The sequence below is a fragment of the Vibrio sp. V04_P4A5T148 genome (genome assembly GCF_963875605.1).
Classification (GTDB): Bacteria; Pseudomonadota; Gammaproteobacteria; order Enterobacterales; family Vibrionaceae; genus Vibrio; species Vibrio anguillarum.
Window position 1 is genome coordinate 212,719 of sequence record NZ_CAWNMS010000025.1, and the last position, 13,946, is coordinate 226,664.

Genomic DNA, 13,946 nt, shown 5'->3' on the forward strand with positions numbered 1-13,946 from the left:
AAATGGATATTCAAACTTGGACGTTTATTCTGGTCGGTATTACGTTTGCACTCTATATCGGCATTGCCATTTGGGCCCGTGCAGGATCGACCAGTGAATTCTATGTTGCTGGCGGTGGTGTTCACCCTGTTGCTAACGGCATGGCAACCGCAGCGGACTGGATGTCAGCCGCTTCGTTTATCTCAATGGCGGGTATCATCTCGTTCATTGGCTATGATGGTACCGTGTACTTGATGGGCTGGACAGGCGGCTATGTGTTATTGGCACTTTGCCTTGCACCTTACTTGCGTAAATTTGGCCAGTTCACCGTGCCAGATTTTATCGGTGAGCGATACTACTCAAAAACCGCGCGTATGGTGGCGGTATTTTGCGCCATCTTTATCTCGTTTACTTATGTTGCGGGGCAAATGCGCGGCGTCGGCGTGGTATTCTCTCGCTTCCTCGAAGTGGATATTAACGTTGGTATCGTCATCGGTATGGGGATCGTGTTCTTCTATGCGGTACTCGGTGGCATGAAAGGCATCACTTATACGCAAGTTGCACAATTCTGCGTGCTCATTTTCGCCTTCCTTGTTCCCGCCATTTTCACCTCGATCATGATGACAGGTAACCCTCTGCCACAAATTGGTATGGGCTCAACCATTACTGGTACCGATGTTTACCTACTCGATAAACTCGATGGCTTAACTCAAGAGCTCGGCTTCACCGCTTATACCGAAGGCAACAAGAGCAAGGTTGACGTGTTCTTTATCTGCGCAGCCTTGATGGTGGGTACTGCTGGTCTTCCTCACGTCATTATTCGCTTCTTCACTGTGCCTAAAGTGCGTGATGCGCGTATCTCAGCGGGTTGGGCATTGCTGTTCATCTCTTTGCTATACACTACAGCGCCAGGCGTTGCTGCTTTTGCTCGCGTGAACATGATTGAGACCATTAATGGCCCAGACATGCAAGGCGTGCCCGCAACAGACGCGCCTACTTGGTTTAAGAACTGGGAGAATACTGGCCTTGTAAGCTGGAAAGATAAGAACAATGACGGTCGTATGTTCTACTCTGGTGATGAGCGCAACGAGATGAACATTAACCGTGACATCATCGTATTGGCGTCTCCTGAATTGGCAAAACTGCCAAACTGGGTGGTTGGCTTGCTCGCCGCTGGGGGTTTAGCTGCTGCGCTTTCGACAGCCGCAGGTCTTTTACTGGTTATCTCGACGTCAATTTCTCACGACTTATTGAAGAAAGGCTTCAAACCAAACATGACCGATAAACAAGAGCTGTTAGCCGCACGCTTAGCCGCCATCATTGCGATTGTGGGGGCTGGTTACCTAGGCATTAACCCACCGGGTTTTGTGGCTCAGGTGGTAGCGTTTGCCTTCGGATTGGCAGCCGCCTCCTTCTTCCCGGCCATTATTTTGGGCATCTTCTACAAGAAGATGAATAAAGAAGGCGCGATCGCGGGCATGGTCGCAGGGATTATCTTTACTGCAACCTACATCATCTACTTCAAATTCATTAACCCGGCAGCCAGCACGCCAGATAACTGGTTGTTTGGTATCAGCCCTGAAGGCATTGGTACGTTAGGTATGTGTTTGAACTTCGTGGTATCGATTGTGGTGAATAAATTTACCGCAGAAGTTCCAACCGAAGTGCAAGAAATGGTGGAGTCAATCCGCTTCCCGAAAGGCGCAGGTCAAGCTCACGACCATTAATCTTCACCTGCGAGCGTCATGCTCGATGTTCGCTCCGCAGTGAAGTGTGATACCCATAAAGCCGATGCCCACGCATCGGCTTTATGCTGCATGCTTAATTGACTCGATTCAACAGCGCGCGCAGTTTCAGCGGTTTTATTGGTTTGGGAATAAAGCTAAAGCCATTGAATTTAATCGCATCCATCATCTCTTCAGTGCGATCAGCGCTGATGATGACCCCTTCAAAGCTATCTCCAAGCCGCAAGCGACACTGCTGCAACACTTCTAAACCAGTGCGACCATTATCTAAGCGGTAATCCGACAAAATAACATCAGGCAACCAATTGTTTTCTAATGCTTTCAGGCTTTGCAGCAAGTCCGTTGCTACTTTGACATCACACCCCCACCTTGCGAGCAGATCGTTCATGCCAACTAAAATATCAGCTTCGTTGTCCACACACAGTACGCGCAGATGATTGAGATCAGATGGGATACCTTGCTCTATCGCCAGTGTCGGAGCCTGTTTAACAGGTTTAGCTCGCGTCAAAGAGAGCGAAAACACGCTGCCTTTTCCATGCCAAGAGCGCATCGAAATTTCATGACCCAGCACATATGCAATGCCTTTTGAAATCGCTAAACCGAGCCCCAAACCTTGGTCAGAACGGACTTGGCTACCACGGTTAAACTCTTCGAAGATTTCTTGCTGCTTATCTTGCTCGATACCAATGCCATTATCCCAAACATCAATCCTGACCTGATCTCGCACTCGGCGTACACCCAGCACCACTTTACCTTTAGGGTTGTAGCGAAACGCGTTAGTGAGAAAGTTTTGTACCACGCGACGCAATAATTTAGGGTCAGACATCACATAGAGCGAGGATGGGATCACTTTAAAATCAATCCCTTGCTGCTTAGCTAAGGCGCTAAATTCAGCGTTAAGATTCGAAAATACATCATTAATAGCAAAGCTATGAGAATGCACATCGAGCTTGCCGGACTCTAAACGTGAAATATCCAGCAAATCACCAATCAGATCTTCAGCCGCGCCCAGAGCACTCTCTATATAACCCGCCAACGTTTTCACTTCCGTCTCTTTGGCCACCTCCGAGAGCGAAGAGGCAAACAGGCGCGCAGCGTTCAACGGCTGCATTAAATCGTGGCTGACAGCGGCCAAAAAGCGCGATTTTGATTGCGATTCTTGGTCTGATTTTTGAGTTGCCGCCACCAAACGTTTATTAAGGGTTTCAAGCTCTAGGGTTCGTTGGTGCACGCGCTCTTCCAAGGTTTCATTTGCCTCTTTTAATGCCTGCTCCGCCTCGCGAAAAACGGTGATGTCGCTAAAGCTCATCACAAACCCGCCGCCCGGCATCGGGTTGCCTTGCACTTCAATAACTCGTCCATCAGGGCGAATACGCGCCGAAGTATGTCTGGTTCCTTGCTCAAGGTGATACACCCGCCGCCGCACGTGATCCTCAGGGTCACCAGGGCCACACAATCCGTGTTGCGCATTGTGCCGTATCACATCCGCAATCGGTCGCCCCACTTGAATCAGCCCAGCGGGAAACTCAAACAGTTCGAGATAGCGTTGGTTCCACGCCACCAGCCGCAGCTTTTTATCGACCACGGTAATTCCTTGACCAATATGCTCAATGGCCCCTTGCAATAAGCCGCGACTAAAGTCGTACAGCTCAGATGCTTCATCAACAATGGTCGCCACTTCCTCAAGTTGCATGTTGCGCCCTTGCAGTGCGGAAGTGAGCACTAATTTGGCCGAAGAAGCACCAAACACCCCCGCCAGCACTCTTTCTGTATGACGGATTAAGGTAGATGGCGCTTGTTGGTTAGGCAGTAACGTCTCTCGCTGCTGGCTCCAATATTGGCGAAAGGCGGTGCGAACACGAGTGCGCCCTACAAAACGGGCGGCCAACATTTCAAGCTCAGCCACTGTCACGCGGCTTTGATACAAGCTGAGATTCTCACTCTCAGGCAGCGGCGTACCGACAAAAGAAGCCGATTGCAAACGCTCACTCAAACTCGGACGAGTCACCATAGAGACAACAACGTAGCAGAATGTGTTGAGCGCAACACTGAGCATCATGCCCCAATCGGAGTTTTTCAGCCCCATCTGCACCAACCAATCCGGCGGGGTGATCATCCATAACAGAACGTTAGTTTGTGCATCGCCCGCCAGCATGTCGGTTTGGCTCATTAAGGTTACTAGCCACACAGTAAAACCGACCGCCAATCCAACATAAACGCCTTTGCGGTTGCCTTCACGCCAGTACATGCCACCAATCAATGAAGGGGCAAATTGGGTAATCGCCGCAAATGAGAGAAAACCGATCGCCGATAAAGAACCAATCGCATCCAACGCCTGATAAAAGCCCCAAGCACCAAGCAGCAGCAACAGAATCAACCCGCGACGGATGTTGAGCAACAACCCAGATAAATGACGGTAGTTGCGCTGAGTTAAGCGCATGCGGCGCAACAGAAGCGGCATCACCAAATCATTAGAAACCATGATAGCCAATGCGATGGTCGAGACAATCACCATGCCGCTGGCCGCTGATGTGCCACCTAAAAACGCCAGTAAGGCTATCTGCTCTGCGCCCACCGACATAGGCACGCTGAGTACATAAGTATCGGCAGGGCTGCCGCTTAACAAACTTTGCCCAACCCATGCAATAGGTAGAACAAATAACCCCATCAAAGTCAGGTAAAGAGGAAATAACCAGCGCGCCGTATGTAGATCTTGCGCGCGTTCATTTTCTACCACCATGGTATGAAACTGACGCGGTAAGCAGATGATCGCCATCATGGTTAATACGGTGTGGATCAACAGCGTTGGCCAGTTGGGCGCTTGATACGTCTGCTGAGCAATCGCACTTAGATCAACCGTTTCACGGCTTGAAGCCAGATAAATGATGAAACCGCCCACGGTTAAAAAAGCGACCAATTTAACAATCGATTCAAACGCAATCGCCATCATCATGCCGCGGTGGTGCTCGGTGTTATCAATATGCCGTGTACCAAACAGCATGGTAAATAGCGCTAAAGCCGCGACCACAAACCACGAGACGTGATAATTCTGATAACCAAATTGCGTAGCGAGGTTGGGGGCAACAATCTCAAGCCCCATAGTGATGCCGCGCAGTTGCAAGGCGATGTAAGGTAAAATGCCCACCACGGCAATCAAAGTTACGGTTACCGCTAATCCTTGTGATTTTCCGTAGCGAGCAGCAATAAAATCGGCGATGGAGGTAATATGTTCGCGCTTCGCAATCAAAATCAGCCGCGCCAACATACGCCAGCCAAGGGTAAACACTAAAATAGGCGCAATGTAGATAGGCAGAAATGACCAAGGGTTGCTAGCCGCTTGACCCACAGTGCCGTAAAAAGTCCAAGAGGTGCAATAAACCGCGATCGATAAGCTGTAGATCCACGGTCGCCATTTCGCCAGCCATTGGCTTTGCCTATCACCATACCAAGCAACGAGAAACAGCACGCCTAAGTAAGCGAGCGAAACGGGAACGACGATCCATCCTTGCATTTGATATCCTTATCGGTTCAAAAAAGCCTCTTCAAAGAAGAGGCTTCATTTAACTAAGGATAATTTTTAATCTCAATCAGTTAAGGTTAATTCTGTGCTTCAGGCGCTGCTTTCATTACCTCAGTACCTGACTCATTGGATGATGTGGGTTCGACTTTAATCAACAGCGCCAAGATGCCCATTGCCGCCATCGCCCAAAATACATTAGCGCCCCAGCGTTCATAACCCCAGCCACTCAAGGTGGTCATCAAAGCAATAAATGCCCCAAGTGGAATGGCATTATACAGCGCTTGCATAGCCACCATTTTGCTTTGCGGTGCGTGCTGAATGTATTGAATCGCCGCTATATGCGCCATCGCAAACGTCACCCCATGCAGCAGTTGAATCGTCCCCAGCGCAAGCAGCGCGGTGGTCGACGCCATTAACGTCCAACGCACCACAACCCCAATCGACGCGACAACAAATAATGTGCGTAGTGACCAGCCTGAAAAAAGGCGTTTGCTGAGCGCAAATACCGCGACTTCAGCGGCAACCCCTAAACTCCATAAATAGCCAATCAGCTCTTCCGAATGCCCCGCCGCTTTCCAGTGAATCGAACTGAAACTGTAATACGCCGCATGACTGCCCTGTATTAGCGCCGCTAGAATCAAGAATTTTATCACTGGCCACTCACGCAATAACTGCGTCAGTTTCGGTCGGACGGCATGTGCATTACCAACCGTCACGGGCATTGGGTTGGGATTGCGCAAGCTAATCAATAGCGAAACAAACACCCCAGCCAAGGCGGTGTAGAGGATCATGTCCGAACCATAACGTGCCACAAGTACGCCAACCACGGTAGAACCAGCGATAAAAGCCACCGATCCCCATAAGCGGGTGCGACCATAATCGAGCATTTTTAAGCGCGCATAATAGTTAGCCATCGCATCGGATAGCGGCACCACGGGGCCACAGCAAAGGTTAAACAACACAGTGGCTAACGCCATCAGCCAGAAACTGCCGCCCGTAAAGAAGTGAAAACCAATAAATAAAAACGCCGCCAAACTTAACCAACGCAGTGCTGGTAGAAGAAGCTCGGCCTTATGGATACGCGGCGTAATCACCAAATTAGCGACGCAACGCGTAGCAAAGCCCATACCGATTAATACGCCGATATCGGTTGCTGATACGCCTTGGTTTTCAAACCACAGCGCCCAAAATGGCAAATAGACGCCATACGCAAAGAAGAAACCAATAAAGTACTGCGATATCCAACCATATGGAGAGGGGTTAAGCATGATTCATCCTGAACAAAATGAGGGAGAGAAAACCGCCGTATTATGCAGGCAGTTTAGGCTTCTAAAAAGGGAAGTTTACTGACAAATCTGTTTCCTTATTCACAACCTTGCGGGTCATATCACTCATTAGACCAAAGTCGTCTGGAGGTAGTGGCGATTTTTGTCACACTTAGATAGGAATTTCTTCTGAGTGACGATCGTTATGCCTGACAAATTCAACATGCAGTCACCGCCCTTTGACCGCTTAACACCGCCGCAGCAACAGCGACTTCGCTCATCCTTGGATGTAGCGTATTTTCGTAGCAACGATCTGCTGCAGGCCAGTGACAGACCCAGCGTGTATCTACACGTACTGATCAAAGGCGCGGTCGAAGAACGCTCGCCAGATGGCAAAGAGATTTTTGCTCACTACGCCAACGATGACATGTTTGATGTACGCGCACTGTTTGAAGAAAAAGCCAAGCATCAGTACGTGGCGCTGGAAGATACCTTAAGCTATCTGCTGCCGAAAGCCGTCTTTCTCGAACTGTATAATGACAACGGTCAGTTCGCCGCCTACTTCGACAATAACCTCGCCAAACGCCAGGCTCTGCTTGATGTGGCGCATCAGCAGAAGAATTTAGCCGAATTTATTTTAACTAAGGTTGATGACTCGATTTACCATCCACCGATGATTTTAAGCCCAGATCAACCGCTCAACCAAGTAACCCAGCAATTACGCGATAACGGAGTTGATGCGGCCTTAGTTCGTCTTGCCGAGCATGATCAACGCTTAATCGAAAACCCCAGTGCGCACCCCTATGCTATCGTCACGCGCACCAATATGCTGCATTCCGTCATGCTCGATAACCACCCGCTCGATACCCCTGTTGGGGAAATTGCTACCTTTCCTGTGCTGCACATCAACGATGGCGATTTTCTGTTTAATGCGATGATTGCCATGACGCGCAACCGCATAAAACGAGTGATGGTGTGTGATGGTCATCAAGCCGTTGGCATGCTGGACATGACACAAATTCTCAGTGCTTTCTCCACTCATTCTCACGTGCTGACGTTAAGTATTGCTCGCGCCAACTGCGTGGAAGAGTTAGCTCTCGCCTCCAACAAACAACGGCAACTGGTTGAAAGCCTAATCAACAATGGCATTCGCACTCGTTTTATTATGGAGCTGATTTCAGCAGTCAATGAACAGATCATCGAAAAAGCCTTTCATTTGGTTGTGCCACCCGCGCTGCATGATCACTGCTGCTTGATCGTACTCGGCTCCGAAGGCCGTGGAGAGCAGATCCTCAAAACCGACCAAGATAACGCGCTGATCATCAAAGATGGCTTGCAGTGGCATCAAATGGGGGTGGTCATGGACACGCTCACCCACACCTTACAGCAGCTCGGCTATCCGCTTTGTCCGGGCAATGTGATGGTCAATAATCCCAAATGGGTCAAAAGCCAAAATGAGTGGAAAACCACACTTAGCCAATGGGTAAAAGCGGCCAAACCCGAGCAAGTGATGGACATTGCGATCATGGCCGACGCACACGCCGTCGCGGGCAACAAACACTTATTGGCCCCTATTAAACAGCACTTGAGCCATTTAATGGCCGACCAAGAATTGATTTTGATGGAGTTTACTCGCCCCGCGCTGAGCTTTTCTGTACCACTCACGCTGTTTGGCACCGTAAAACACTCCAAATCTGGCTTAGATATTAAACAAGGTGGCATTTTCCCGATTGTGCATGGCATTCGCGCCCTAAGCCTTGAACATCAAGTTCAACAAAACAACACCTTTGAACGCATCGAGGCGCTAGTAGAGCAACGGGTTTTGGAAAAAGAAACCGCCGATAATCTCAGTGAAGCGCTCAAACAGTTCTTTAAATTGCGCTTAGCTCAGCAACTGAGCAATCAACACAGCACCAATAAACTCGATTTAAAACAGCTCGACCGAACCGAGCGTGACCTGCTCAGGCACAGTTTACACGTGGTGAAAAAATTCAAGCAGTGGCTTGGCTATCACTATCAAATTCGCGAATAGTGGAGGCGAACAATTGAATTGGTTTACACGCCATTATTGGTTTCACAAGCTGAAAGACTCGCCTTATCAGCCGTTGTTTGCGACGCCGATGCAAGGGGAATATGTGTCGCTCGATTGCGAAACCACCAGCCTTGACCCGAATCGCGCCGAGTTAGTGACGATTGCCGCCACCAAAATCATCGACAACCGCATTTTAACCAGCCAGCCATTTGAAGTGCGTTTGAGCGCGCCACAATCGCTCGACTCGGGTTCAGTCAAAATCCACAAAATTCGCCATCAAGATCTGGTCGATGGCATCGACGAGCAAGAGGCCATCACTCACCTATTAGACTTTATCGGCAACCGACCTTTAGTGGGCTATCACATTCGTTATGACAAAAAAATCCTCGACCTCGCTTGTCGGCGACATTTAGGCTTTCCACTGCCCAATGCTCTCATCGAAGTAAGTCAAATCTATCATGATCAGTTAGAGAGAATGCTGCCGAACGCGTACATCGACCTCAGCTTAGAGGCGATTTGTCGCCATCTCGACTTGCCGATGCAGGATAAACACGACGCGCTGCAAGATGCCATCGCTGCGGCATTAGTGTTTGTGCGCTTGACCAAAGGTGATCTGCCTCCCTTTGTTGCACCTTACTCGCGCTAGCACTTACCCCACACTCATCCTAAAGTCTAATTGTAGAAAATCGCACTCTGACTGACAGTTACCCACATACAGATTTTCCTTTCAGCGCAATTTGATCGCCAATCAACAGGGAAATTGTTCAAATTCACAAGGAGAAAAGCAATGAGTGAAGCCCACGTTTATCCGGTAAAAGAGAACATCAAAGCCAAAACACATGCGGATAATGACACTTACCTAGCGATGTACCAACAATCAGTGACCGACCCAGAAGGCTTCTGGAGTGAACACGGCAAGATTGTGGATTGGATTAAGCCTTTCACTCAAGTGAAACAAACCTCGTTTGATACTGGCCATGTAGATATTCGCTGGTTTGAAGATGGCACATTAAACGTCTCCGCCAACTGCATCGATCGCCACCTTGCCACTCGTGGTGATGAAGTGGCGATTATCTGGGAAGGTGACGATCCGGCTGACGATAAAACCCTCACCTTTAAAGAACTCCATCAACAAGTGTGTCGCTTTTCTAATGTGTTAAAAGATCAAGGAGTTCGCAAAGGAGATGTGGTCTGTCTTTACATGCCAATGGTGCCAGAAGCAGCCGTTGCGATGCTCGCTTGTACTCGAATAGGCGCAGTGCATACTGTGGTGTTTGGTGGCTTTTCACCGGAAGCCCTTTCCGGTCGCATCATTGATTCCGATTCCAAAATAGTCATCACCGCCGACGAAGGTGTACGTGGCGGTCGCGCTGTGCCCTTGAAGAAAAACGTAGATGAAGCCTTGACCCACCCTGAAGTGAAAAACATCAGCAAAGTGATCGTCTTTAAACGCACTGGTGGCCAAATTGACTGGCACGAACATCGTGATGTGTGGTGGCATGAAGCAACCGCAAAAGCTTCCGACCACTGCCCAGCCGAAGCCATGAAAGCGGAAGATCCCCTCTTCATCCTCTACACCTCTGGTTCAACGGGTAAACCCAAAGGTGTGCTGCACACAACCGGTGGCTACCTTGTTTACGCGGCGATGACCTTCAAATATGTGTTTGACTATCAGCCGGGCGAAGTGTTTTGGTGTACCGCCGATGTGGGCTGGATCACTGGCCACACCTACTTGGTTTACGGTCCTTTGGCCAATGGTGCAAAAACCGTTCTGTTTGAAGGGGTTCCCAACTACCCAGACACCAACCGCATGAGTCAAGTGGTGGATAAACACCAAGTTAACATTCTTTACACTGCGCCGACCGCTATTCGCGCCTTGATGGCGAAAGGCAATGAAGCCGTCAAAGAGACGTCACGCGCCAGTTTGCGCATTATGGGTTCGGTGGGAGAACCAATTAACCCAGAAGCGTGGGAGTGGTACTACAAAACCATCGGTAACGAAAAATCACCGATTGTCGATACATGGTGGCAAACCGAAACGGGTGGCATTTTAATTACGCCACTGCCGGGCGCGACGGCACTTAAACCGGGTTCGGCCACACGGCCATTCTTTGGCGTGCAACCAGCCTTGGTCGATAACATGGGCAACATCATTGAAGGGGTTGCCGAAGGTAACTTGGTTATTTTAGATTCATGGCCGGGCCAAATGCGCACCGTTTATGGCGATCATGACCGTTTTGAACAAACCTATTTTTCAACCTTCAAAGGCATGTATTTCACCAGTGATGGCGCACGCCGCGATGAGGATGGCTACTACTGGATAACGGGCCGCGTGGATGACGTGTTAAACGTTTCAGGCCACCGCATGGGCACCGCGGAAATTGAATCAGCTTTGGTTGCTTTTGATAAAATTGCAGAAGCGGCAATTGTCGGCGTGCCACACGATATTAAAGGCCAAGCCATTTATGCTTACATCACCTTAAATGATGGCGTTTACCCCAGTGCCGAGTTGCACAAAGAGGTCAAAGATTGGGTACGAAAAGAGATTGGCCCTATAGCAACGCCCGATGTACTCCACTGGACCGATTCACTGCCCAAAACCCGTTCTGGCAAAATCATGCGTCGTATTTTGCGTAAAATCGCCACCGGCGACACCAGCAACTTGGGTGATACCTCAACACTGGCCGATCCTAGCGTAGTGGATAAATTGATCGCCGAAAAAGCAGAATTGTCTTAACGCTAACGATTCTACCTGCCGCGAGGCATTGAGATGATTAAGCCGTCACACTTGTGGCGGCTTTTTCTTTCCCTCTCAGTTCTTCTCATTCTGTTAACTCGGTTGCAGAATTAAATGAGTAAACTATCTGATAAGACCAGTAAATTGCTGCCATTTGCGCTGAATTAGCTATAATCTTGGGCAATTTCTTAAATTCAGGGAATTTTTGACGAAAAATTCACTCTGACCTAAGAATAATATGGGAATATTAATATTCGTTTCACGATATAGGGAGATGTCGACACAATGACTGCTAAATCTCGCATTCTGGTCTTAAATGGGCCGAATCTTAACCTGTTAGGGCTACGTGAACCTGCACATTATGGTTCTGACACCTTAGCGCACATTGTCGAGACATTACGCGAACAAGCGCAAAAAGCAGATATTGAGTTAGAACATCTTCAATCGAACCGCGAATATGAGCTGATCGAAGCCATCCATGCCGCTTACGGCAAGGTCGACTTCATCATCATTAATCCCGCCGCATTGACGCACACCAGTGTGGCACTGCGCGATGCGTTATTGGGTGTCGCCATCCCATTTATTGAAGTGCATCTATCCAACGTTCACGCACGTGAACCTTTTCGCCACCACTCCTATCTGTCGGATAAGGCGCAAGGGGTGATTTGCGGGTTAGGTGCACAAGGTTATGAATTTGCTCTTGCAGCTGCCATAAAAGCGCTACAGGCAAAATAACCCACAGACGATCAACGATAAACAAACACTCTACGGCCCAACCTTAAGGGCTGACGTATTCACAAGATAAAGAGAAAGAAAAGATGGATATTCGTAAAATCAAGAAGCTTATCGAACTGGTAGAAGAATCTGGCATTTCTGAACTAGAAATCTCTGAAGGTGAAGAATCGGTACGCATCAGTCGTAACACTGCGCCAGTACAGATGGCTCAGATGCATTACGCTGCACCAGCGCCAGCACAACAAGCCGCGCCAGTCGCTGCCCCTGCGCCAACGGCTGAAGCCGCCGCGCCTGTAGCGCCAAAAGGTCACCAAGTACTTTCGCCAATGGTCGGTACTTTCTACCGCTCACCAAGTCCAGATTCAAAAGCGTTCATCGAAGTCGGTCAAAGTGTTTCAGTCGGTGACACACTATGCATCGTTGAAGCGATGAAAATGATGAACCAAATCGAAGCCGATAAAGCAGGTATCGTTACGGCAATCCTACTTGAAGACGGCCAGACCGTTGAATTCGACCAACCGCTTGTTGTTATCGAATAATCGAGGTTTGCTTTATGTTAGATAAATTAGTCATCGCGAATCGAGGTGAAATTGCACTTCGTATTCTGCGCGCATGTAAAGAGCTTGGCATCAAAACTGTTGCCGTGCACTCCACTGCCGATCGTGATTTAAAACACGTACTGCTGGCCGACGAAACCATCTGTATTGGCCCAGCACGTGGTATTGACAGCTACTTAAACATTCCACGCATTATTTCTGCAGCAGAAGTAACTGGCGCAGTAGCAATTCACCCCGGTTACGGTTTTCTTTCTGAAAACGCCGACTTTGCTGAACAAGTCGAGCGTTCAGGCTTCATTTTTGTTGGCCCGAAAGCCGATACCATTCGCATGATGGGTGACAAAGTGTCAGCCATCAGCGCAATGAAAAAAGCGGGCGTTCCTTGTGTGCCGGGTTCTGACGGCCCACTTGATGGCGATGAAGTTAAAAACAAAGCTCATGCGAAACGCATTGGCTACCCTGTGATCATCAAAGCTTCTGGCGGCGGCGGCGGTCGTGGTATGCGCGTGGTTCGTAGCGAAAATGAACTAACCCAAGCGATCGCAATGACACGTGCCGAAGCCAAAGCGGCGTTCAACAATGACATGGTTTACATGGAAAAATTCCTAGAAAACCCACGTCACGTTGAAGTACAAATTATTGCGGATGGTCAAGGTGGCGCGATTCACCTTGGTGAACGTGACTGCTCAATGCAGCGTCGCCACCAAAAAGTGGTTGAAGAAGCTCCAGCACCAGGCATTACCGAAGAGATGCGTAAATACATTGGTGAACGTTGTACACGCGCTTGTCTCGAAATTGGCTATCGTGGTGCCGGTACGTTTGAGTTCCTATACGAAAACGGCGAGTTCTACTTCATTGAGATGAACACGCGTATTCAAGTTGAGCACCCAGTCACTGAAATGGTCACTGGCGTTGACCTCATCAAAGAACAGCTTCGCGTCGCCGCAGGTCAACCACTGTCGTTTACCCAAGATGACATCAAGATCCGTGGCCATGCAATTGAATGCCGTATCAACGCGGAAGATCCGGTTCGTTTCCTCCCTTCACCGGGCAAAATTGAACGTTTTCACGCTCCGGGCGGTATGGGCGTTCGTTGGGAATCGCACATTTATGCTGGCTACACAGTGCCGCCACATTACGATTCAATGATCGGCAAGCTCATCACTTACGGTGAAAACCGTGACGTGGCGATTGCGCGCATGAAAAATGCGTTAAACGAAATGATCGTCGATGGCATTAAAACCAACATCACCTTGCAGCAATCGATCATGCAAGATGAGAACTTCCAACACGGTGGAGCGAACATCCACTACCTTGAGAAGAAATTGGGTTTACAGCACTAATTTTCGCGTCGCGAGAGACCAAATGCTCACTTC

Annotated in this window: 9 protein-coding genes; 7 read left to right on the plus strand and 2 right to left on the minus strand. The window is 49.1% G+C overall.

Annotated features, from left to right (window positions below; all coding sequences use genetic code 11):
• Window positions 1–2: 2 nt before the first annotated feature.
• On the plus strand, window positions 3–1,706 hold the full coding sequence (locus tag AACT18_RS04545; RefSeq protein ID WP_017048884.1) for a sodium:solute symporter family protein: 1,704 nt from the start codon (window positions 3–5) through the stop codon (window positions 1,704–1,706).
• A gap of 94 nt (window positions 1,707–1,800) precedes the next feature.
• Here AACT18_RS04545 and AACT18_RS04550 read toward each other — a convergent pair whose 3' ends face one another.
• Together AACT18_RS04550 and AACT18_RS04555 are read right to left on the minus strand one after the other, a co-directional pair.
• Window positions 1,801–5,235: a PAS domain-containing hybrid sensor histidine kinase/response regulator gene (locus AACT18_RS04550; protein WP_094125102.1), complete on the minus strand. Its 3,435-nt coding sequence runs from the start codon at window positions 5,233–5,235 to the stop codon at window positions 1,801–1,803.
• Window positions 5,236–5,321: 86 nt separating this feature from the next.
• Window positions 5,322–6,512: a 3-phenylpropionate MFS transporter gene (locus AACT18_RS04555; protein ID WP_013855815.1), complete on the minus strand. Its 1,191-nt coding sequence runs from the start codon at window positions 6,510–6,512 to the stop codon at window positions 5,322–5,324.
• Between the two features lie 202 nt (window positions 6,513–6,714).
• On the opposite strand from AACT18_RS04555, the gene AACT18_RS04560 reads away from it, so the two are divergent.
• The 6 genes from AACT18_RS04560 (at window position 6,715) to accC (ending at window position 13,913) form a co-directional block, all read left to right on the plus strand.
• Window positions 6,715–8,541 (plus strand): DUF294 nucleotidyltransferase-like domain-containing protein, encoded by a 1,827-nt coding sequence (locus AACT18_RS04560; RefSeq protein WP_094125103.1) that lies wholly within the window; start codon window positions 6,715–6,717, stop codon window positions 8,539–8,541.
• A gap of 13 nt (window positions 8,542–8,554) precedes the next feature.
• Window positions 8,555–9,187 (plus strand): 3'-5' exonuclease, encoded by a 633-nt coding sequence (locus AACT18_RS04565; protein ID WP_026027882.1) that lies wholly within the window; start codon window positions 8,555–8,557, stop codon window positions 9,185–9,187.
• A gap of 141 nt (window positions 9,188–9,328) precedes the next feature.
• Entirely contained in the window at window positions 9,329–11,278 is a 1,950-nt protein-coding gene (acs, locus tag AACT18_RS04570) for an acetate--CoA ligase (RefSeq protein WP_094125104.1), read from the plus strand.
• 285 nt (window positions 11,279–11,563) lie between these two features.
• Window positions 11,564–12,013: a type II 3-dehydroquinate dehydratase gene (gene aroQ, locus AACT18_RS04575; RefSeq protein WP_013855811.1), complete on the plus strand. Its 450-nt coding sequence runs from the start codon at window positions 11,564–11,566 to the stop codon at window positions 12,011–12,013.
• Window positions 12,014–12,096: 83 nt separating this feature from the next.
• A complete protein-coding gene (accB, locus tag AACT18_RS04580; protein WP_013855810.1) occupies window positions 12,097–12,552 on the plus strand; it encodes an acetyl-CoA carboxylase biotin carboxyl carrier protein in 456 nt (151 codons plus the stop codon).
• 14 nt (window positions 12,553–12,566) lie between these two features.
• Window positions 12,567–13,913 (plus strand): acetyl-CoA carboxylase biotin carboxylase subunit, encoded by a 1,347-nt coding sequence (gene accC, locus AACT18_RS04585; protein ID WP_013855809.1) that lies wholly within the window; start codon window positions 12,567–12,569, stop codon window positions 13,911–13,913.
• The last annotated feature ends 33 nt before the right edge of the window (window positions 13,914–13,946 follow it).